The organism is Streptomyces thermodiastaticus (genome assembly GCF_014656135.1).
In the GTDB taxonomy this organism is placed as follows: Bacteria; Actinomycetota; Actinomycetes; order Streptomycetales; family Streptomycetaceae; genus Streptomyces; species Streptomyces thermodiastaticus.
Genome location: NZ_BNBV01000041.1, coordinates 20,665 through 42,129, shown reverse-complemented (window position 1 = coordinate 42,129; position 21,465 = coordinate 20,665). Strand labels below are relative to the sequence as shown.

Sequence of the window (21,465 nt, the reverse complement as noted above, 5' to 3'; positions counted from 1 at the left end):
AGATCATCCCGTCCAACGACCACGGTCCTCGCAACTCCCACAGATCGCGGGTGTTGCGAGGACCGCTAGAACCCAAGCCGGAAGGTGGAGGGCCCTCGCCGTCTCGTGCGGTGCCGTCCGCGGCCGGTCAGCGCCTCACGGCTTGAGCACCAGGGTGTCGTGCGTGCTCTGGTCCACCGCCTTCGACGAGTACGACCACGGCAGCATCTCGCCCTTGGCCCACAGGTCGGTCTGGTCGGTGTAGTGGGCGCTGTAGGCGTGCCCGGAGGCGCCGGTGAGGTTGATCCACTTGGACTTGTCGAGGTCGGCGAGGTTGACCACCATCCGCATGGACGGCACGTTCACCACGTCGTAGCCGCCGGCGGCGTTCCAGCCGGTGGCGTCGACCGCCGCCTCGCCGCCGCCGAGCTTCCACGGACCCCGGTTGAGGACGTACTTCAGGATGCCGGGGCCCTCGGTGCCCAGGGTCTGGTTCTTCAGGAACATGCGGTGCAGCCGGCCCCAGCTCCAGGTGTCGATGTCCTTGCCGAGCTTGGCGGTCAGCTCCCAGCGGGCGTCGATCATGGCGCGCTCGAACAGCTGGTCGCGGTTGTCGGCCTTGGGACGGGTGCCGGAGGCCGGGGCCTTCCACCAGTCGCTGTCCGGCTTGCCGACCAGGTTGCGCACGACCTCGAACCAGCGGTCGCTGCCGTCGGGCTGCGCCTGGTCGGGGTCGCGCTCACCGCACTCGCGGACGTTGGAGGTGTCGTCCACCGGGCCGGTCTTGTCGGCCGGCTCCACCCACAGGCACTCGCCCTCGACCCGCAGCTCCTTGGGGAGCTTGTCGCCGAAGGCCAGCTTGAGGATGTTGCGCCAGACCGCGTTGAAGTAGGCGGCCGCCGCCGAGTCGGCGTCCTGGGTGTAGTCCCAGCCCTCCAGCAGCTTCTGCGCCTGGCGGACGTCCTTGTCGTCGATGTCGATCTTCAGCAGCATGGGCACGAGCAGCTTGGCGATCTCGCTGCTGTTGTCCATCTGCATCTGGCGCATGTCGTCGGTGGAGATCTTGCCGCCACCGTCGATCTTGGACTGGATCAGGTCGGTGATCCGCTGGCTGCGGGTGCCGTAGCCCCAGTCCGTGGTGAGCGTGTACGGGTACGTGTCCTGGTCGATGACGGCCTGGTTGGCGGTGACGATGTAGCCGCGCTTCGGGTTGTACTCGTACGGCAGCTCGTCCTGCTCGATGTAGCCGGTCCAGTCGTAGTGCGAGTCCCAGCCCGGCGCCGGGACGGAGCCGTCGTCGTCCTTGGCGCGGACGGGGATCCGGCCGGGCAACGTGTAGCCGATGTTGTTCTTGGTGTCCGCGTAGATCAGGTTCTGCGAGGGCACGTCGAACAGCGCGGCCGCGTCACGGAACTCGCCGAAGTCCGTCGCCCGGTCGATGGCGAAGACGGCGTCCATGGTGGTGCCCGGCTCCAGCGCGGTCCACTTCAGGGCCACGGCGTAGCCGTCACCGCGGTCGGGGGCCGCGGTGTTCACGGTCGCCTTCTTGCCGACCTGGACCAGCTCGTCGTCCCGGTCCGACAGCAGCGGCATGCCGTCCTGCGTCTCCCGGACGACGATGCGCTTGGACGCACCGCCGGCGACCTCGATGGTCTCCTCGCGGGTGCGGAACGGCAGCGTCTTGCCGTCGCGCAGGTAGCCGTCGCCGCTGATCTTCTCCAGGTACAGGTCGGTGACGTCGACACCGGAGTTGGTCAGGCCCCAGGCGATGGCCTGGTTGTGGCCGATGACCACGCCGGGCATGCCGGCGAAGGTGTAGCCCGTCACGTCGAAGGGGCACTTGGCCGAGACGGTGCGGCAGTGCAGGCCCATCTGGTACCACACGCCCGGCAGCGAGGCCGACAGGTGCGGGTCGTTCGCCAGCAGCGGCTTGCCGGTGATGGTGTACTTCCCGGCGACGACCCACGAGTTGGAGCCGATGCCGCTGCCGTTGATCCCGACGGCGGTGGGCAGGTCCTGCATGACGTCCCGCAGGCCGAGCAGCTGGCTCTGCAGGCCGGAGCCGGCGGAGCCCGCGGTGCCGCCGGCCGGGACACCGCCGGTGATGCCGGGGGAGCCCGTGGTGCCCGTGCCCGTCCCGGTGCCGGTCGTGCCCGTCCCGGTGCCGGTCGTGCCAGCCTGAGTGCCGCCGAGGCCGGTCCCGGAGGACAGGCCCGTGCCGGAGCCGGAGGACGAGTCGCTTCCGCCCGCCTCGAAGGCCTGGGCCAGCGCGTCGTACTGGCCCTCCGTCACGATCGGCTTGTTGCGGCTGTACGGGTAGTCCGGGTACAGGTCCTTGATCTGCTGGGGGCCCAGGCGGCTGGTCATCAGGGCGCGGTCGACCTCGTCGCGCATGTTGCCGCGCAGGTCCCAGGCCATCGCCTTCAGCCAGGCCACCGAGTCGACCGGGGTCCACGGCTGGGGCGTGTAGTGGCTGGTGAAGCCCAGGGCCGCGTACTCCAGGGAGATGTCCTCGGCGTCCTTGCCCTTCAGGTAGGCGTTGACTCCGCGGGTGTAGGCCTGGAGGTACTTCTTGGTGGAGTCCGACAGCTTCTTGTCGTACTCCTGCCGGGCGACCCGGTCCCAGCCCAGGGTGCGCAGGAAGGCGTCGTTGTCGACCTGGCTCTTGCCGAACATCTCCGACAGACGCCCGGCGGTCATGTGCCGGCGCACGTCCATCTCGTAGAACCGGTCCTGGGCCTGGACGAAGCCCTGGGCCATGAACAGGTCCTCGGGGGTGTCGGCGTAGATCTGCGGGACGCCGTAGCCGTCCCGCTTCACGTCGACGGGCCCCGACAGGCCCGGAATCGTGATCGTGCCCTCGGTCTGCGGGAAGGAGGCTCGCACGGTGCTGACCGACCAGTAGGAGCCGTAGGCGATGCCTCCGATGATGGCCAGCACCAGCACGAGCACGATGAGTCGGGCTTTTCGCCCCTTCTTCCTGCCGGACTTGCCGGGCTTGTCACCCGTTGAGGCGGTGGTGTTGGGGGGCATCGCTGTCCTTGCTGTCCTAACGCGAGCGGCAGGCGGTACTGGAGTGCTGGAGCAACGATAGGCGCAGGACGCCGTCCCGCTTGACGCGGAGTCGGATCCAGGGGCGGACGGACGGTGCGATGCGGGTGCGGAGCGTCAAGAAAGGGTCAAGAGTTAGGTAAGGTAATGAAGTAATTTGGAAGCACAGAAGCCCGGACGTCCGCCCCGAACGGAGACCGGGCGCACGGACATCCCGGACAATCGAACCATCAGATATCTCAAACCATCAGATTCACGGAGAAACCAGATAAGCGGACACACTCGGAGACCTCGGGGAAGGACCCGCCACTGACTGTTCAGCACCTCAACCAGCTCCTGTTCGCCTGCTCCCTCACCCTGCTCCTCGCCGTGGCAGCGGTGCGGATCTCCTCGCGCAGCGGGCTGCCCAGCCTGCTCGTGTACATGGGGATCGGCATCCTGCTGGGCCAGGACGGCATCGGCCACATCCGCTTCGACAGCGCCGCCTTCACCCAGGTCTTCGGCTACGCGGCCCTGGTGGTGATCCTCGCCGAGGGCGGCCTGGGCACCAAGTGGAAACAGATCCGGCCGGTCCTTCCCTCCGCCGCCGTGCTGGCGACGCTCGGGGTGGCGGTGAGCGTCGGCGTCACCGCGGCCGGCGCCCACTATCTCGTCGGCCTGAGCTGGCGCCAGGCCCTCATCATCGGAGCGGTGGTGTCCTCCACGGACGCGGCCGCCGTCTTCTCGGTGCTGCGCCGGGTCCCCCTGCCCGCGCGGGTGACGGGCACGCTGGAGGCGGAGTCCGGGTTCAACGACGCCCCGGTGGTGATCCTGGTCGTCGCCTTCTCCGCCGCCGGCCCGGTGGAGCGCTGGTATCTCCTGATCGGCGAGATAGCCCTGGAACTGGCCATCGGCGCGGCCATCGGCCTCGCGGTGGGCCTGCTCGGCTCCTGGGGCATCAAGCGGGTCGCCCTGCCGGCCTCCGGTCTGTACCCCATCGCCGTGATGGCCATCGCGGTGACCGCCTACGCCGCCGGCGCCCTCGCCCACGGCAGCGGCTTCCTGGCCGTCTATCTGGCCTCGATGATGCTCGGCAACGCCAAGCTGCCGCACTGGCCGGCCATCCGGAGCTTCGCGGAGGGACTCGGCTGGATCGCGCAGATCGGCATGTTCATCCTGCTGGGCCTGCTGGTCACCCCGCACGACCTGGCCGACGACGTGCTGCCGGCCGTTGTCATCGGCCTGGTGCTGACCATGGTCGCGCGCCCGCTGAGCGTGCTGTTCAGCCTGCTGCCCTTCCGGGTGCCGTGGCGGGAGCAGACCCTGATGTCCTGGGCCGGCCTGCGCGGCGCCGTGCCCATCATCCTGGCGACGATCCCCATGGTGAACGGCGTCGACGCCAGCGGCCGGATCTTCAACATCGTCTTCGTGCTGGTCGTGGTCTACACCCTCGTCCAGGGCCCCACCCTGCCCTGGCTGGCCCGCAGGCTCCGCATCGGCGAGCAGCAGCCGGCGTCCGACCTGGGCATCGAGTCCGCGCCGCTGGAGCGGCTGCGCGGGCACCTGCTGTCCGTGGCGATCCCGGAGGGGTCGCGGATGCACGGCGTGGAGGTCAACGAGCTGCGGCTGCCCGCCGGGTCCGCGGTCACCCTCGTCGTCCGTGACGGAAAATCGTTCGTCCCGCTGCCCAGCACCGTCCTGCGGCGCGGCGACGAGCTGCTGGTCGTGGCCACCGACCCGGTCCGCGAGGCGGCGGAACGCCGGCTGCGGGCCGTCGGCCGCGGCGGCAAGCTGGCGGGCTGGCTGCACACCGACGCCGACGGCGCCGAGGGGACCTGAGAGGGACAGCACCGGGATGCGCGGCCCGGGATCGCGGGCCCCGCCCCGAGCGGCCGGCACCTTAGGCCAAGGGTCTGGGAACGCAGGCGGAGAGCGGGCACCGTGAACGTGTTCACAGGTGTACGCTCACGCGTCCTCGGTAAGATGAAGGCGCACCTTGATCGAACCAACTCTGCCTGACGCAGAGCTGGCGCGACCGTATGGCGGCCGGGCCGCCCCCCGCAGTGGGCACCGGTATCTACCGCAGTTAGCGCAAAGAGGACAGCTCTCGGCGCGCCCGCACGCGGGGCCGCGCTACCAGGCGGCAGAAAGGGACGGGCCGTGGGATCCACGGTCACCAGCTCCGGACCTGCGAAGAAGACGACGGCTTCCGCCCGCCCGGGATACGGGCAGCTGCTGCGCACCCGCGGCGCCTGGACGTTCCTGCTGCCGGGCTTCGCGGCACGTCAGCCGTTCGCGATGCTCACGCTCTCCATCGTGCTGCTCGTGCAGCACACCACCGGTTCCTATGGCGCGGCCGGCGCCACCGCGGCCGTCACCGGCATCTCCATGGCCCTGTTCGCGCCCTTCAGCGGGCGCCTGGCCGACCGTTACGGGCAGCGCGCCGTCCTGCTCCCCGGCGTCCTGGTCCACGCACTGGCCGCCTCGGGGCTGACCGCGCTCGCCCTGGCCCACGCCCCCCCTGTGGGCGCTGTTCGCCGCGGCCGTGCCGACCGGCGCCTCGGTGCCGCAGATCGGTCCCATGGTCCGCGCCCGCTGGGGCGTCGTGCTGAACGGCTCGCCGCTGATGGCGACGGCGGCGGCCTTCGAGTCCGTCACCGACGAGCTGACCTTCGTCCTCGGGCCGCTGCTGGCCACCGCCCTGTGCACCTCCGTCGCCCCGGCCGCGGGCCTGGTCACGGAGGCCGCGCTGACCCTGCTCGGCGGGCTGCTGTTCGCCGCGCAGAAGCGCACCCAGCCGCCGGTCACCGCCGGACGCGGGCCCGCCCGCGCCGCGCACGGCTCCGCCCTGCGGGTGCCCGGCGTGCGGGTGCTGGTCGTGGGCTTCCTCGGCATCGGCTCGGTCTTCGGCGGCATGCAGGTGTCACTGTCCGCGTTCACCGAGTCCATCGGCCGTCCCGGCCTGAACGGCGCGCTGTACGGCACGTTCGCCGCGGGCAACATGCTCTCCGGGCTGGTCTGCGGCGCCCTCGCCTGGAAGGTGGCCCCGCAGCGCCGGCTGCTCGTCGGCTACACCGCCCTCGCGCTGGCCGCCTCCTCGCTGTGGACGGCGCACACGGTGCCCCTGCTGGCCGCGCTGGGCCTGCTGCTCGGCATGTGCATCGCCCCGGCCCTGGTCACCGGCTACACGCTGGTCGAGCACCTGGTCGCGGCCGAGGCCCGCACCGAGGCGTTCACCTGGATGACCGGCGCGGTCGCGTTCGGCCAAGCCGCCGCGGTCACGGTGGCCGGACAGCTGGAGGACCACCTCGGGGACGGCGCCGGATTCTTCGTTCCGATGGCCGGCACGGTGCTCGCCCTGATCACTCTGCTGGCGCAGCGTTCCCGGCTCGTGCCGCCGCCTTCCGGCCGCACCGTTGCGCGTGGCGTCGGTCACCGCTCCTCTGTCTCAGTGGACTGAGGCCACGGAATACGTCACTATGGTGGATCGTTAGCACTCATCGAGTGAGAGTGCCAGGAGGAAGACAGTGCCCACCTATCAGTACCAGTGCACCGAGTGCGGCGAGGGCCTCGAGGCGGTGCAGAAGTTCACCGACGACGCGCTCACCGAGTGCCCCAGCTGCAGTGGCCGCCTGAAGAAGGTCTTCTCCGCCGTGGGCATCGTCTTCAAGGGATCCGGCTTCTACCGCAACGACAGCCGCAGCACCTCGTCGAGCAGCGACCCGGCGAAGTCCAAGAGCTCCTCCGGCTCGGAGTCGTCCGCCGCCAGCTCCGCCGCCTGATCCCCGGCCTCAAGCTGTCAGCCTTCCCGGGACCCCGCTGTCGTGCGACGGTGGGGTCCTCCGGCATGGGGGCGTGCGCGGGCGGGTCGTGCGCGACCGAGGGCGGCGGGCGATGCCCCCGCGCCGGGGTCTGCCGGTTCGTCGCGCACCGGTCCGGACGCCGGTCTCGGCACCGGTCTCGGCACCGGTCTCGTCGTACATCCGTCTCGTCCGTCCTTCTCGTCATGGACAGGTAAGGCGCCGGCGGCCCACGAGCCCGGCCCGATGCCCGTACAAGGGCCTACTGTGCTCCCATGGCGAACGCAGACATCGGGGTCATCGGCGGATCCGGCTTCTACTCCTTCCTGGACGACGTGACCGAGGTCCGGGTGGACACGCCGTACGGGGCGCCCAGCGACTCCCTCTTCATCGGCGAGGCCGGCGGCCGGCGCGTGGCCTTCCTGCCCCGGCACGGCCGCGACCACCATCTTCCGCCGCACCGCATCAACTACCGCGCCAACCTGTGGGCGCTGCGCTCGGTCGGGGTGCGCCAGGTCCTCGGGCCGTGCGCCGTGGGCGGGCTGCAGCCGGAGTACGGGCCGGGCACGCTGCTGATCCCCGACCAGTACGTGGACCGCACCAAGTCGCGGGAGCAGACCTACTTCGACGGCATACCGCTGTCCGACGGCACCGTGCCGAACGTGGTGCACGTCTCGCTCGCCGACCCCTACTGCCCGACCGGCCGGGCGGCGGCACTGAAGGCGGCGCGCGGGCAGGGCTGGGACGCGGTCGACGGCGGCACCCTCGTGGTGGTGGAAGGGCCGCGCTTCTCGACCCGCGCCGAGTCGCTGTGGCACCGGGCGCAGGGCTGGTCGGTCGTGGGCATGACCGGCCACCCGGAGGCGGCACTCGCCCGGGAGCTGGAGCTCTGCTACACCTCGCTGACCCTGGTCACCGATCTCGACGCGGGCGCGGAGACCGGCGACGGTGTGTCGCACGAAGAGGTGCTCCGGGTGTTCGCCGCCAATGTGGAGCGGCTGCGCGGCGTGCTGTTCGACGTGGCGGCCGCACTGCCCGCCACCGAGGACCGCGACTGCCTGTGCACCAAGGCCCTGGGCGGCATGGACCCGGGCCTCGTGCTGCCGTGACGGCACCGTCTCCGGTGCTTGCGACGCCGGGCGGGGTCAGGCGCAGGAGGGCGTGAGGGCGCCGGCCGGCAGGAGCGCCGGGGAATGCGGAGCCGAGGGAACGGAGCCCAGGGGGAACGGGGCTCGGAGAACGGAGACCCGGGGGCCGGCACTCGGGAACAGTCCCCGGGGAACAGGGGGCGACAGGCCCTGGGGAACAGGCGGCCGGACCTGCGGAACTCCACGTTCCGGTGACGGAGTTGTCCACAACCTGTGCGTAGGACACAGGCTCCGGCGGCCGTGGGCGCGATGCCTCATCGTGGCGTCACGAACCCCGTCCACACCGATCCCAGCCGCAGGTGGTGCCTCCCATGTCCACGCCGCTGTCCGTGCCGCTGTCCACGCCGCCCGAGTACCTGCCCCCGCACTCCCCGGCCCTCTCCGCCCCTGCCCCTGTCTCCCCCTCTGCCTCTGCCTCTGCCTCCCCTTCCACGTCCGTCCCTCCCGGTTCCGTCTCGCCTCCCGGTGCCGACTGTCCGCCCACCCGCGAGGTGCCCCACTTCCCGCCGGTGCGCGTGCGCGGCGCACGGTACGGGCTGTACCGGCTCGTGCGGCACCGCGGACGCCTCCTGGCCGCCGGGCTGGCGGTCACCGCCGCCACGCTGATCGCGGCCGCACCGGTGAGCACCCCGGATCCACCGCACGGCACCCCGGCCCGCGGACAGCCGGAGCAGACGGCCGGCGCACCGCCCGACGGCACCGCCGCGCAGGGTGACCAGGACGGCTACGGCGGCCGCGTCCGCCTCCCCGGCGGGGACGGCCACCGCATCGGCACCGGGGACGCCGCCGGTTCGACGGCGACCGTGCCCGTGCGCATCGCTGACGCGGCCATTGCCAGGCTGCTGCGGCCGGGCGACCGGGTGGACGTCATCGCCGTGGACGACCTGGACGACCCGGCACGGGGCGGCACGGCGCACGTGGTCGCACGCGGGGCGCAGGTGAGCCGCTTTCCGGGAAGCGGGCCCGGTCGGGGCCGGGACACGGACGCCGGTTCGCCCCGTGCCCCGTCCCCCTCCGGCCTGGAGGAGGGGGACGACGGCGGGGAGAGCCGGGACGGCGCGCTGGTCCTGCTGGACGTCCCGCGGGCAGGCGCGGCCGATCTGGCCCGGGCGGGCGCGACGGCCCGATTGGCGGTGGTCCTGTGGTGAGCCGTAGGTTGCCGAGCTGTTTGTCCCACAACCTGCTTGTCCGAGGAGTGGCGCCCCATGAGCGCGAAGAAGGACCCGTCGATCTGGCAGGGCTTCAAAGCCTTCCTGATGCGGGGGAACGTCGTCGACCTGGCCGTCGCGGTCGTGGTCGGTGCGGCCTTCACCAACATCGTCAACGCGGTGGTGAAGGGTGTGATCAATCCGGTGGTCGGCGCGATCGGCACCCAGAACCTCGACCACTACAGCTCGTGCCTGAGCGTCTCCTGCAAGAGCGGCAAGGGCATCCAGATCATGTGGGGCTCGGTCCTCGGCGCCACCCTGCAGTTCCTGATCACGTCGGCGGTGGTCTACTTCCTCATGGTGCTGCCCATGGCCAAGGTCCTGGCCCGGCAGGAGGCCCGCAAGAAGGCCAATAAGGCCGCGCAGGGCGAGGCGCAGGAGGTCGTCGAGGTGACCGAACTGCAGCTGCTCAAGGAGATCCGCGACGAGCTGGTCGCCCAGCGCCGCGACTCGGAGTACGAGCGGCGCTAGACAAGGTTCTCGCGGACGTGGCCGGCGGGCCTCACAGGTGGTGGGGAGGCTTCTCGTCCAGGAAGCGCTTGAGATCGGCCGCCGCGTCGCCGTCCGGGCGCTCGCCCCAGCCCCGGTCGGTGTCGTCGCTGGACTGCTGGTCCAGCGGGTCGTCGAAGATCAACGCGTTCTTCGGGTCCGGCGACGGAGAGGCGGTGCTCATGCCTCCAGGGTACGGCCACCGGCAAACGTGGCCGTCCCGGGCGATATGCGTCCTGAGCCCGTACATCGCTGCCAGGCACTCCAGTGGCGACGGCGGGACCGGCTCGGACGGACGGCGGCCCTTCCGAGGCTTCCGCCTGCGCGCTCCCGCGCCTCGGTCACGTGCTCTCCCCGTGCGGGTGACGGCGGATCGTTCGCGCCGCCTCGAACCGGTCCCACGCCTTGCCGGCACGCTTGGCGGCTTCCAGCGCTTGTGCCGCTGCCTCGCACGTCTGGCATCCGGCTGCCGGCCGTGCCTCGTACAGCCAGCTGTCCAGCGGGAGCACGACGACGGGCCCGGGATGACGCGCAGGCTCGGTCACTGGACGACCCCCCGGCACGGAACAGCGCCGACGGCCCTGTGGGGGCGCTCGCCGACCTGCCGGTCGCACAAGGCCACGGCGTCCGGGGCCTGCTCCTTCCGGACGATCTTTCGAGATCCGGCCGAAGCCTCGCTCGTCGTACGGCCTTCGACGGCCACCGGCTCCCACGCCGTTCCCCTGGCCTGGTTCGCGGTCATGCTGTCCCTCCGCTGGACCGAATGGGCCATCGATCTTCCTCCCGGTCCGGCGAAGAAGCCAGGGACGGAACGTCCCAGTTGGACTCGATCAGACCGCGACGCCCAGAAAGTCGGCGAGTCCGCGCAGCCCGGGCGGACGGCAGGACAGCGCCCAGAGATCGCTCACGATGGACACGGCGAGAGTGTGATGACGGATCCATAGGGGCGCGATCCGGCGCAGCCTCTCAAGTGCCCTGACAGCCCCCTCCGCGTCGCCCAGGTCGGTATGCGCCCGTGCCACGTCCAGGAGCAGCCACGTACGCCACGAAGGAGGCGTATCAGCGCTCAGGCGCAAGCCCTTCGCCAGGGCCAGGGCTACTTCCGGGCGCGCATGCTGGACAGCGAGACGCACCCGTTCGATCCGTACGGAAGAGGGGCTGAACACCGAGACCATCCTGCCGTCAGCGGGAGGGGGCAGCGTGGCCAGCCGCTTGGTCGCGTCCTCCGCTGTCCTCATCATGTCGTCGGCGGTGTCGTAGTGGCCGGATCGAGCGGCGGACGTGGCAGCGGACATGATGAGTCCGCCCCACACCTTCAACCCCTCCGCCGTTCTGCCCTTCTCGTGCTCCACGCGGTCGGCGGCGTACAGGGCGAGGTGCTCGGCATCGTCCAGCCGGTTCTGCCGCTGGTAGTTCCACGCCACACTGTTGCTGATCATCGCAGGCAACAGCGGATCGGAGGATTCCGAGGCCGCGTTCATCGCGCGCTCCAGCGCGCTCAGCGCCAGGTCGGTCTTCCCGAGCCGGATGGCCACATGACCGGCCAACTGCAAAGCCTTGCCCAGGGCCGCCTGCCCCGCTGCCTTGTCCTCGGCCCTCCCGACAGCCGCAGCGAACCGGGCGTCGGCGATGATCCCCGGCAGCACATCCATGACCCGGCCGAACTCGGCTCCGTGGTACAGGGTCCAGGCGTCCGCGATCTCGCGCCGCAGCAGCGGAAGGGACAGCCGTTCCACGCCGGCCGGCTCCGGAGGCAGGGCGAACAGCGGGGGCATGATCGCTCGCCGGAGGGCGACCAATCGGGGCGGGGCCGCCTCGCCGGTCGACGGCACGCCGGGCGGGTCCCCGAGAAGGGCCGTCAGTTCGACCCCCAGTCCTCGGGAAAGCGCGTGCAGGGTCGGCAGTCGGGCGCTGTGCTTCCGCTTCTGCTCCAGTTTCCTGATCACGTCCGCGGACACGCCGGATCGCGCGGCCAGAGCCTCCTGACTCAGGCTCGCCAGTCGGCGCAGCCGGGCCAGCCGTTCGCCGAGGTGCTCACTCCCCATGACGACACGCTACCCAGCGGCTCCGCTCACGCCTTCCCGCTTCGACCACACGTCGGCGCGCCGCCCTCCGCGAAGCTGCTCGGTGACGGACCGCACCGCGAGGGCCGGGACCGCCGCGGGTGCGTTGGGCCGGGAAGATGCCGAGTATCCGCGCCGTGCCCGGCGGTGACGGATCAGTCCAGATCCATGCGGTCCGGATTCAGCCAGTCCGTCCGCTTGAGGACTTGCTTGACGTTCTTGCTGGAGTCGACGATTTCCACGCGGTCGATGTACTCCGGGCGTATTCCCTTCCAGAAGATCACCTCATGCTGGTCGAGGAACGCGGTGGTCCCCAGCGTCGCCACGAGGTCGATCCCGCCCGGTGCGTTGATCACGTACCGGAAGGCGTCGCCGTTGGACTGCTTCGCCCACTCCGGTATGTAGTCACCGGGCGAACGGCTGGTACTCACGAACGCCGTGCCGTTCTCCCCGGTGTGCAGCACCTTCTGATAGAGCCGGAGGCTCCGGGGGAGCTTGTCGCTCCGGGGGGCGAACCCCTGCGCGAAGATCTCGTCCGGGCCTCGAGTGTCGTAGCGGTAGAGCGGTTCGTTGTCCGTGCGGTACTTCACCGACGGCAGTGCACGGCCCTTCGCGTCCTGGCGCATGGGTTTCACCAGACCGGGCAGTGCTCCCAAGCGGCTCTTGCCGAAGCCGGCCGTGGGCTGCGGGGATTCGGACACCTCGCGCCGGTACCGTCCGTACTTCTCCCGGAAGCGATCCAGGTCGGTTTCCTCGTAGGCATCGGACGCATAGTCGAGGTCCACGTACTCGGCGTCGGAGTACTCGTCCTGCGCGTCCATGGCGTCGGGGTCCGCGGGAGCGCGCTGCACCGCCCGCGGCTCGGTGTCCTGATGGCCGCGGTTCGCACCGTGCTGGTGCTGTTCCGCCCCCGGATGGCCGGCCCGGCGGAGCATCTGGACGACCGCGGCGTTGCCCGCTGTGCGCTGCAGGACATGCAGGCCCGAGGGGTCACCGCCACCGGACTGGGCCTTGGACGGTACGCGGGCAGGAACCCGGCCTGTGCCGACGGCAGGCCGTTGAATGTTCTCTTGGGAGTACATGGGGGGTCTTCTTCTTGTCGGGTGGCGGACTTCCTGCGTACACGGCCTCCCGCGGGAAGACCAGGTACCCGAGGGCAGTACCGGCCTGGCCGAAGGTGCACAGTTCGCGGCGGGCGGCCGCACCTCCGACCGCATCCGCAACCTGCTCATCCCGTCCCCCAGCTTCGAACGCGCCCCGGGCCCCCGCGTCCGAACCCGGCACCCCCGCGCCACGCCAGGGCAAGAACACGCCCCTTCGTTCCCCGCGGCCGCGCCCCCGGGCAGACTCGGCCGCATGACAGTGGACGCTCTGACGGATGTCGCCGGTCTGCGGGTGGGGCACGCCACGCGCCGGGGCGAAGGCTGGCTCACCGGGACGACGGTCGTGCTGGCGCCGCCGGGCGGCGCGGTCGCCGCGGTGGACGTGCGCGGCGGCGGGCCCGGCACCAAGGAGACCGACGCCCTCGATCCGCGCAATCTGGTGCGCACGGTGGAGGCGGTCGTCCTCACCGGGGGCAGCGCGTACGGGCTGGACGCCGCGTCGGGGGTGATGGCGTGGCTGGAGGAACAGGGGCGCGGGATACGCGTCGGTCCCCGTCCCGGCGAGGTGGTCCCGGTCGTGCCCGCCGCCTGCGTCTTCGACCTGGGCCGCGGCGGTGACTTCCGGGCCCGGCCGGACGCGGCGACGGGGCGGCAGGCGGTGGAGGCGGCCGCCGCGAGCGAGCCGGGCGGGCGCATCGCGCAGGGCTGCGTGGGTGCGGGGACAGGAGCCGTCGTCGGCTCGGTCAAGGGCGGGGTGGGCACCGCGAGCACCGTGCTCGCCTCCGGCGTCACCGTGGCGGCGCTGGTGGTGGCCAACGCGGCCGGCTCGGCGGTGGACCCGGCGACGGGTGTGCTGTACGGGGAGGTGCTCCAGGGCCGGGTGGAGTATCCCGCCCCGCGGGTGCACCAGGCCGCGCGCCGCCGTCTCGCCGAGGTGGCCGCACATCGGACGACGCCGCCGCTGAACACCACGCTCGCCGTGGTCGCCACCGACGCGGCCCTGTCGAAGGCGCAGGCCCAGAAGCTGGCGGGCACCGCGCACGACGGCATCGCGCGAGCCGTGCGTCCGGTGCATCTGCTCAACGACGGCGACACCGTCTTCGCCCTGGCCACCGGCGCACGCCCGCTGGACGCGGAGCGGCCCCTGGTGCTGAACGACGTCCTCGCGGCGGGCGCGGACACGGTCACCCGAGCCATCGTCAACGCGGTCCGCGCCGCCGAGTCGGTGGACGGGCCGGGCGGCGTCTGGCCGGCGTACGAGGAGCTGTACGGGCCCCGGTGACGCGACCTGGCCGCGCGCGGCGGCGTTTGCCGCCCTGCGGGCTTGCTTCCGGCAGCGGGCGGGCCGGAACGCCGCCGCGAGGAGAAACGCCGACGTGAGCCCCGGGCGCCGACGGCCCGTCACATCAGGATTGTCGCAGTTCTGTCACGTGTGACCTTCCTGGCAGTGCCGGCGGAACCGTGCGCGGGCCGGCCGCCTCTTCACCTACGCAGTGCAGCCGATCACGACCTCACACCGAATCTGGAGCAGCCCGTGACACGGTCCGACATAGCAGCGCGGCGCCTCCTGGGGGCCTGTGCCGCCCTGATGGTCGGCACCCTCACCCTGACCGGTTGCGGCGGCGACGCCACGGCCGACGAAGAGGGCAAGGACACCGCCAAGACCTCCGACGCCCGCATCACCATCTCGGCCGAGGACGGTTCGACCGGCGCGTCCATCAACACCACCGGCGTGAAGGTCAGCGGCGGCAAGCTGACCGAGGTGACGATGACCGAGGCGGACTCCGGCGAGGCCGTGCCCGGCACCCTGTCGGCGGACGGCACGACGTGGAAGCCGAAGGAGCAGCTGGAGCGCGGCACCAAGTACCGGATCTCGGCGCAGGCGAAGGACGACGAGGGCCGCCCCGCCGCCGCCAACTCCATCTTCACCACCGTCACCACAAATCACAGCTACATCGGCACCTACACGCCGGACAACGGCACGACGGTCGGCGTCGGCATGCCCGTGTCGTTCACGTTCGACAAGGCGATCACCGACAAGAAGGCCGTGCAGTCGCACATCTCGGTCACCTCCAGCAGCGGCCAGCAGGTGGTGGGGCACTGGTTCAACGCGCAGCGCCTCGACTTCCGCCCGCAGGAGTACTGGAAGGCCGGCTCCAAGGTCACGGTGAAGATCGACCTGGACGGCGTGCAGGGCGCCCCCGGCATCTTCGGCGTGCAGAAGAAGACGGTGACCTTCACCGTGGGCCGCTCGCAGGTCTCCACGGTCGACGCGAACACCCAGACCATGACGGTGGTGCGGGACGGGAAGACCGTCAGGACCATCCCGGTCTCCACGGGCAGCCCCCAGCACACCACCTACAACGGCCAGATGGTGATCTCGGAGAAGTTCACCCAGACCCGCATGAACAGCCAGACGGTCGGTCTCGGCGGCGAGTACGACATCCCGGACGTGCCGCACGCGATGCGCCTGACCACCTCCGGCACCTTCATCCACGGCAACTACTGGTACAGCAAGGGCAATCCGCCCTTCGGCCGCGAGGGCACCAGCCACGGCTGCGTCGGCATGCGCGATGTGCAGGGCGCCCAGGGCGACACCCCCGCCAAGTGGTTCTACGACAATTCCCTCATCGGCGACGTGGTGATCGTCAAGAACTCCCCCGACAAGACGGTCGCCCCGGACAACGGGCTCAACGGCTGGAACATGCCGTGGAGCGAGTGGACCGCGGGCAGCGCCGTCTGAGGCACCGCGCAGGTCCCGAAACACCCCTCGAACACTGCGAACAAGCCTCTGAGCAGCGGATTTTCGGCCGTTCCGGGCCGCGCGGGAATTCCCCGCGCGGCCCGTCCGTTTTCCCGCATCATGCTTCCCGGTTCCCGGACATGAGGCGGGGCCGAGGACTACGGTATGCACCCATCAGGTGACATGCAGCAACGCCAGGAGATGCCTTGAGCGTTCCGTACGAGACGGCGCAGGAGCCGGAACGGTCGCCCGAGTCCGCCGAGGACCATCTCACGCGGCTTCTGGGCCGCGCGCTGAACTCCTTCGAGCTGCCCGACGAGACGATACGGCGTCTGGAGTGCGCCCTGGCCTACGACGGCTCGCTGCACTCCGCGCTGCACAGCGCGGGGCTGCGCCGCGAGACCTACCGCCACACCTGGCTGCTGGCCGACGGCTCCGCGCTCACGCTCTGGGAACTGGTGCACACCACCGCGCCCGGCGCGGAGCCGCAGCACGAGGTGTACGTCGACGAGGAGGAGCTGCGCACCGCCACCGAGCGCCTGCCGCTCCCGCCCGACACCCCTCCCCTGGACCTCGCGGCGCTGACGCAGCTGTCCGTGGTGCCCAGGATGCGGCACGCCTACATCAGAGAGAACTCGGCCGACCACGCACGCCGGCTGCTGCGGCGAGCGGAGAACGCCGACCGGCCCGGCGCCGAGGTCTCGGCCCTGCTGGCAGCGGCGGCCGGGCACCGGATCACGCAGGCGTTCGGCCGCCCGTGCCGCACGTCCCGGGCCGGGCTGCGCTTCTCGCTGTACGCGCACGCGTTCCTGCTGGACGACGGCCGGGAGCTGACCCTGTGGGAGGTGGAGCACACCGCGACCCCGGACGGGCGGCACATGTGCGAGGTGTACGAGACGGAGGACGCCGCCCGGAACGCCATGGAGCGCAGGGCGGCGCAGGTGCCGTGACCGGTGCCGCGGCCGTTCGGCAGGACGGCGCCGTGTGACGGGACGGCGGGACGGGCCGGTGCCGCCGTCCCCGCGTTTCAGTACCCCTCGCTGAGCTGCCGCACCAGGCCCGCGAAGGCGGCCCGCTCGGCCGGGGTGAGGTCCACGTACTCGCGGTGCGGTCCGGCCCGGCGCTGAGCCGGCAGGACGGGCCGGACGATGCTTCCGGGATGCCTGTGGCGTATCTCGAAACGGAGACCGAACCGGTAACCGGCCAGTCCGACGGCACAGCAGAAGACCAGCGCGGCGGGCAGCACCACACCGAACCACAGCAGGAGCGAGACATGCGCAGGCATGTCTCCAGTGAACACCACGGTCCGGGACGACAGCCCCGGACCGTGACGTAAGTCGCAGGTGACGTGAACTACTCACAGCGCCGCACAGCCCGGCGTGCCGTCCGTCACACCGTCGCCGCCGTACACCGTCACCGCGTCACCGCCGTACACCGTCACCGCGTCACCGCCGTACACGTCACCGCGTCACCGCGGTGCGCCGCCACCGTGTCACACCGTCACCGGCTGCGCGGCGTCCGCGGAGGCCTCCTGCCCGGACGTCGCCTCAGGGGCGCCGGCCGTGGCGTCCGGTGCGGGCCTGCGCAGTGTCTTCAGCACGATCACCAGGGTCGTGGTCGTGACGGCCCCCGCGGCGATGGCGACCAGGTACAGCAGCGGGTTGCCGATCAGCGGGACCACGAAGATGCCGCCGTGCGGGGCGCGCAGCGTGGTGCCGAAGGCCATCGACAGGGCGCCGGTGACCGCGCCGCCGGCCATCGCCGAGGGGATGACGCGCAGCGGATCGGCCGCGGCGAACGGAATGGCGCCCTCGGTGATGAAGGACAGGCCCAGCACCCAGGCGGCCTTGCCGTTCTCGCGTTCGGCACGGTTGAACAGCCGCCCGCGCACGGTCGTGGCCAGGGCCATCGCCAGCGGCGGCACCATGCCCGCCGCCATCACCGCGCCCATGATCTTCATCGCGGAGCCGGAGGGGTCGGACACGGCGATGCCCGCGGTGGCGAAGGTGTAGGCGACCTTGTTGACCGGCCCGCCGAGGTCGAAGCACATCATCAGGCCGAGCAGGGCGCCCAGCAGGACGGCGTTGGTGCCGGTGAGACCGCTCAGCCAGTCGGTCATCGCCCGCTGCGCGGTGGCGATGGGCTTGCCGATGACGACGAACATCAGGAAGCCGGTCACCGCGGAGGAGATCAGCGGGATCACCACGACCGGCATGATGCCGCGCACCACCGCCGGTATGCGGACCCTCTGAACGGCCGTCACCACGCCGCCGGAGATGAGGCCGGCGGCGAGCCCGCCGAGGAAGCCGGCGTTGACGGTGAGCGCGACCGAACCGCCGACGAAGCCGGGCACGAGGCCGGGGCGGTCGGCCATGCCGTAGGCGATGTAGCCGGCCAGGACCGGGACGAGGAAGGCGAAGGCGACCTGGCCGATCTGGTACAGCAGCGCCGCCCAGCTGTCGGCCTGCGTCCACACGAAGTGGTCCATGACCGAGGGCGCCTTGTTGATCCGGTAGCCGCCGATCGCGAAACCGAGCGCGATCAGCAGGCCGCCCGCCGCGACGAAGGGAACCATGTAGCTGACGCCGGACATGAGCCAGGTGCGCAGTTTGGTGCCGTAGCCGTCGCCGCGTTCCCCGCTCCGCTCCACCGGTGTGCCGGCGACAGCCCCGCCGTCTCCCGCACCGTCTCCGGCGGCCGCGGTGGTCTCGCCGCGTGCCGCCTTGCGCCGTACCTCGTCGATGAGTTCGCCGGGCCGGTTGATGCCCGCGGCGACACGGACGTCGACGGTGGGTTTCCCGGCGAAGCGGTCCCTGTCCCGCACGGGGACGTCGTGCGCGAAGATCACCCCGTCCGCGGCCGCGATCACGGCCGGGTCGAGCCGGGTGAAGCCGGCCGATCCCTGGGTCTCGACCACCACCTCGACACCCGCCGCCCGTCCGGCGTTCTCCAGTGCCTCGGCCGCCATGTAGGTGTGCGCGATGCCGGTGGGGCATGAGGTGACGGCGACGATCCGGAACACGGGCGGACCGGCGGCCTCACCACCGGAGCGAGAGCCGGTACCGGGCCCCGGGTGACCGCCGGTGCTGTCCGCCGCGGCGCCGGGAGAGGCCGCTCCCGGTGCCGCGGCGGTGTCCTGAGAGCCGTCGGCCGTCCGGGCGCCGGGCGCATCCGAGGGCCCGTCCGAGGGCCGGCCGTCGGCGGCCGTGCTCGGAGGCGGACCGGCAGCCTCCGCCGTCCCGTCCGCGCCCTCCGTACCCTCCGTGCCGTCCGCGCCCCCCGTGCCGTCCGTGGCGGGCTCCGGCGCCTGGTCGCCGCGTATGAGCGCCGCCGCGGCCGCCGGGTCCCGCACCGAGCGCAGCGCGGCGGTGAAGTCGGCGTCCATCAGCCGCCGGGCCAGCGCGGACAGGATCGTCAGGTGGGCGTCGTCGGCGCCGGCCGGGGCGGCGATCAGGAACACCAGGTCGGCGGGGCCGTCCGGGGCGCCGAAGTCGATTCCGGCCGCGCTGCGTCCGAAGGCGAGCGTCGGCTCGGTGACATGTGTGCTGCGGCAGTGCGGGATGCCGATGCCGCCGTCCAGACCGGTCGGCGCCTGTGCCTCACGGGCGGCCACGTCCGCGAGGAATCCGTCCAGGTCCGTCACCCGGCCCAGCGCCGCCATCCGTTCGGCGAGCGAGCGGGCCGCTGCTTGTCTGGTGTCGGCGGACAGGTCGAGGTCGACCAGGTCCGCGGTGATCATCTCGCTCATCGCGGGCTCCTTCGCACGCGTGTCACCCGGTGAGGCCGGGCGGGGATAGGACGGGGCGGAGACAAGGGGCGGGACGGGGCGGCGGGCAGTCATACCGCGGGCTGCGTCAGGGCGCGGTCCACCGGCACCTCGGCGGTCACCGCGACCGCCGCCGGATCCAGGTCGCCGGGGGACGGCATCACACTGCCGGGCAGCTGGACGGCGGCGGCGCCGTGGGCCACGGCCGAGGCGAGCGCCTCGGGCCCGGTGCCGCCGGCGATCAGGAAACCGGCCAGCGAGGCGTCCCCGGCGCCGACGTCGCTGCGGACGGCCCGCACGGGTGCGCTGCCGTGCCAGGCGCCCGCATCGTCCACCAGCAGCTGCCCGTCGGCGCCCAGGCTCGCCAGGACGGCACGGGCACCGAGCCCCCGCAGCTCCTCGGCGGCCTTCAGTGCGTCGCCCACCGTCGCCAGGGGGCGGCCCACGGCCTCGGCGAGTTCCTCGGCGTTCGGCTTGACCACGTCCGGGCCCTCGCGCAGGGCGGCGCGCAGGGCGGGCCCGGAGGTGTCCAGGGCGATCCGTACGCCCGCCGAGTGCGCCCGTGCGACCAGGTCGGCGTACCAGGTGGGGGCGAGTCCGCGGGGCAGGCTGCCGCAGCAGGCGATCCAGTCCGCGCCGCGCGAGCACCGCCGCACGGTCTCCAGCAGCGCCTCCTGCTCCTGCTCGGACAGCTCCGGGCCGGGAGCGTTGATCTTCGTCAGGACGCCGTCGGACTCGGCGAGCGCGATGTTGGAGCGGGTGGCCCCGGCGACGGGCACCGGGGCGACCTCGATGCCCTGGGCGTGCAGCAGGTCGGCGACGAGCGCGCCGGGCGCGCCGCCCAGGGGCAGCACGGCGACCGTGCGCCGTCCGGCGGCCGCGACGGCCCGGGAGACGTTCACGCCCTTGCCGCCCGGGTCCACCCGCTCGCCGGCCGCCCGGATCACCTCTCCGCGGTCCAGGGCGGGCACCTCGTAGGTCCGGTCCAGCGACGGGTTCGGGGTGACGGTGACGATCATGCGCGCACCACCTGTGTGCCGCCGCGCTCGATGGCCGCGGCCTCCTCGGGGCTGAGGCCGCTGTCGGTGATCAGCACCTGCACGTCGCTCAGTCCGCCGAAGCGGGCGAAGTGCTCCTGGCCGTGCTTGGAGGAGTCGGCGAGCAGCACCACCCGGCGGGCGGCGGCGACGGCCGCGCGTTTGACGGCGGCCTCGGCGAGGTCGGGGGTGGTGAGCCCGTGCTCGGCGGAGAAACCGTTGGCCGCGACGAACGCCACGTCGGCGCGGATCTCGCCGTAGGCGCGCAGCGCCCAGGCGTCCACGGCCGCCCGGGTCCGGTGCCGCACCCGCCCGCCGACGAGGTGGAGCTGGAGGCCGGGGTGGTCGGCCAGGCGGGCCGCGATGGGCAAGGAGTGCGTGACGACGGTGAGATCGGCATCCAGCGGCAGGGCGGCGGCCAGGCGGGCCACCGTGCTGCCGGCGTCCAGGATCACCGTGCCCTCGGCGGGCAGCTCGGCCAGGGCCGCCTTGGCGATGCGGTCCTTCTCGCCGGCCGCGGTCGCCTCCCGCTCGCTGAGGTCCGGCTCGAAGTCCAGCCGGCCGACCGGGATCGCGCCGCCGTGCACCCGGCGCAGCAGACCGGCCCGGTCCAGGGCCTTCAGGTCGCGGCGGATCGTCTCCGCCGTCACCTGGAAGACCTCGGCCAGCGAGACGACGTCGACCCGGCCGCCCTCCCGGGCCAGCCGCAGGATCTCCTGCTGCCGCTCCGGTGCATACATGTCCGTTTACCTCCGGCCACATGCCCGAACGTGTGGTTTCCCGGGAGGCTACGACGGGAGAGCGGAGAAGTAAACCGGTCCGGACATGATCCGGGCGCGGACGGAATCGGCCACCGGGTGTGGACGGCCCCGGCCACCGGGTGCGTACGGGCTCGGCCACCGGGTGCGTACGGGCTCGGCCATGGGGATGCGGCCGCGCAGCGGGAGCGGACGTCCGTGCACACAGGACGCCCGCAGCGAAGGAGCCGGGACCGGCGCCCGGGGGGAGGCGCCAGACCCGGCTCGGGGAGGGTCCCGGCACCGGGGGGGAATGCGTCGGGACCTGGTGCGTGGGCCGGCCGTGCAGGTGGTGGGTCGGT

General features: G+C 72.0%; 16 protein-coding genes and 1 pseudogene. 9 read left to right on the top strand and 8 right to left on the bottom strand.

From position 1 onward, the window contains the following. Window positions 1-135: 135 nt before the first annotated feature. The gene (locus IE286_RS25365) at window positions 136-3,012 is read right to left on the bottom strand and encodes a penicillin acylase family protein (protein WP_189799094.1); all 2,877 of its coding nucleotides are present in this window, start codon (window positions 3,010-3,012) and stop codon (window positions 136-138) included. A 327-nt stretch (window positions 3,013-3,339) separates the two neighbouring features. Here IE286_RS25365 and IE286_RS25360 point away from each other — a divergent pair, with 327 nt between their 5' ends. From IE286_RS25360 to mscL, 6 genes and pseudogenes are all read left to right on the top strand, one after another. Next, entirely contained in the window at window positions 3,340-4,848 is a 1,509-nt protein-coding gene (locus tag IE286_RS25360; protein WP_189799099.1) for a potassium/proton antiporter, read from the top strand. Window positions 4,849-5,169: 321 nt separating this feature from the next. Further along, window positions 5,170-6,469: pseudogene (locus tag IE286_RS25355) on the top strand (MFS transporter). A 67-nt stretch (window positions 6,470-6,536) separates the two neighbouring features. After that, window positions 6,537-6,791, top strand: coding sequence for an FmdB family zinc ribbon protein (locus tag IE286_RS25350; protein WP_189799093.1), 255 nt, complete (start codon window positions 6,537-6,539; stop codon window positions 6,789-6,791). Window positions 6,792-7,084: 293 nt separating this feature from the next. Next, window positions 7,085-7,918 carry an S-methyl-5'-thioadenosine phosphorylase gene (locus IE286_RS25345; protein WP_189799092.1) on the top strand — a complete coding sequence of 278 codons (834 nt, stop codon included), beginning with the start codon at window positions 7,085-7,087 and terminating at the stop codon, window positions 7,916-7,918. Between the two features lie 554 nt (window positions 7,919-8,472). Next, entirely contained in the window at window positions 8,473-9,105 is a 633-nt protein-coding gene (locus IE286_RS25340) for an RcpC/CpaB family pilus assembly protein (protein ID WP_229863716.1), read from the top strand. A 57-nt stretch (window positions 9,106-9,162) separates the two neighbouring features. Next, window positions 9,163-9,636: a large conductance mechanosensitive channel protein MscL gene (gene mscL / locus IE286_RS25335; RefSeq protein ID WP_189799090.1), complete on the top strand. Its 474-nt coding sequence runs from the start codon at window positions 9,163-9,165 to the stop codon at window positions 9,634-9,636. Window positions 9,637-9,667: 31 nt separating this feature from the next. Here mscL and IE286_RS25330 read toward each other — a convergent pair whose 3' ends face one another. From IE286_RS25330 to IE286_RS25320, 3 genes are all read right to left on the bottom strand, one after another. Beyond that, entirely contained in the window at window positions 9,668-9,838 is a 171-nt protein-coding gene (locus IE286_RS25330) for a hypothetical protein (RefSeq protein WP_125497883.1), read from the bottom strand. 646 nt (window positions 9,839-10,484) lie between these two features. Beyond that, a complete protein-coding gene (locus IE286_RS25325) occupies window positions 10,485-11,699 on the bottom strand; it encodes a helix-turn-helix transcriptional regulator (RefSeq protein WP_189799089.1) in 1,215 nt (404 codons plus the stop codon). Window positions 11,700-11,872: 173 nt separating this feature from the next. After that, a complete protein-coding gene (locus IE286_RS25320; RefSeq protein ID WP_189799088.1) occupies window positions 11,873-12,799 on the bottom strand; it encodes a scabin-related ADP-ribosyltransferase in 927 nt (308 codons plus the stop codon). Between the two features lie 274 nt (window positions 12,800-13,073). On the opposite strand from IE286_RS25320, the gene IE286_RS25315 reads away from it, so the two are divergent. From IE286_RS25315 to IE286_RS25305, 3 genes are all read left to right on the top strand, one after another. Next, on the top strand, window positions 13,074-14,102 hold the full coding sequence (locus IE286_RS25315) for a P1 family peptidase (RefSeq protein ID WP_189799087.1): 1,029 nt from the start codon (window positions 13,074-13,076) through the stop codon (window positions 14,100-14,102). 252 nt (window positions 14,103-14,354) lie between these two features. Further along, window positions 14,355-15,563 carry a L,D-transpeptidase gene (locus tag IE286_RS25310; RefSeq protein WP_189799086.1) on the top strand — a complete coding sequence of 403 codons (1,209 nt, stop codon included), beginning with the start codon at window positions 14,355-14,357 and terminating at the stop codon, window positions 15,561-15,563. 206 nt (window positions 15,564-15,769) lie between these two features. Then, window positions 15,770-16,513 carry a DUF6227 family protein gene (locus IE286_RS25305; RefSeq protein ID WP_189799085.1) on the top strand — a complete coding sequence of 248 codons (744 nt, stop codon included), beginning with the start codon at window positions 15,770-15,772 and terminating at the stop codon, window positions 16,511-16,513. A 77-nt stretch (window positions 16,514-16,590) separates the two neighbouring features. On the opposite strand, the gene IE286_RS25300 is transcribed toward IE286_RS25305, so the two are convergent. The 4 genes from IE286_RS25300 to IE286_RS25285 all read right to left on the bottom strand — a co-directional run bounded on the left by IE286_RS25300 (window position 16,591) and on the right by IE286_RS25285 (window position 21,106). After that, window positions 16,591-16,848: a hypothetical protein gene (locus IE286_RS25300; protein WP_189799084.1), complete on the bottom strand. Its 258-nt coding sequence runs from the start codon at window positions 16,846-16,848 to the stop codon at window positions 16,591-16,593. A 207-nt stretch (window positions 16,849-17,055) separates the two neighbouring features. After that, window positions 17,056-19,311: a PTS fructose transporter subunit IIABC gene (locus IE286_RS25295; RefSeq protein WP_189799083.1), complete on the bottom strand. Its 2,256-nt coding sequence runs from the start codon at window positions 19,309-19,311 to the stop codon at window positions 17,056-17,058. A gap of 89 nt (window positions 19,312-19,400) precedes the next feature. Continuing rightward, complete coding sequence (gene pfkB / locus IE286_RS25290) at window positions 19,401-20,348, bottom strand: 1-phosphofructokinase (protein ID WP_189799082.1); 948 nt, start codon at window positions 20,346-20,348, stop codon at window positions 19,401-19,403. Continuing rightward, the gene (locus IE286_RS25285; RefSeq protein WP_189799081.1) at window positions 20,345-21,106 is read right to left on the bottom strand and encodes a DeoR/GlpR family DNA-binding transcription regulator; all 762 of its coding nucleotides are present in this window, start codon (window positions 21,104-21,106) and stop codon (window positions 20,345-20,347) included. The genes pfkB and IE286_RS25285 overlap by 4 nt, the downstream gene beginning before the upstream one ends. Window positions 21,107-21,465 lie beyond the last annotated feature (359 nt).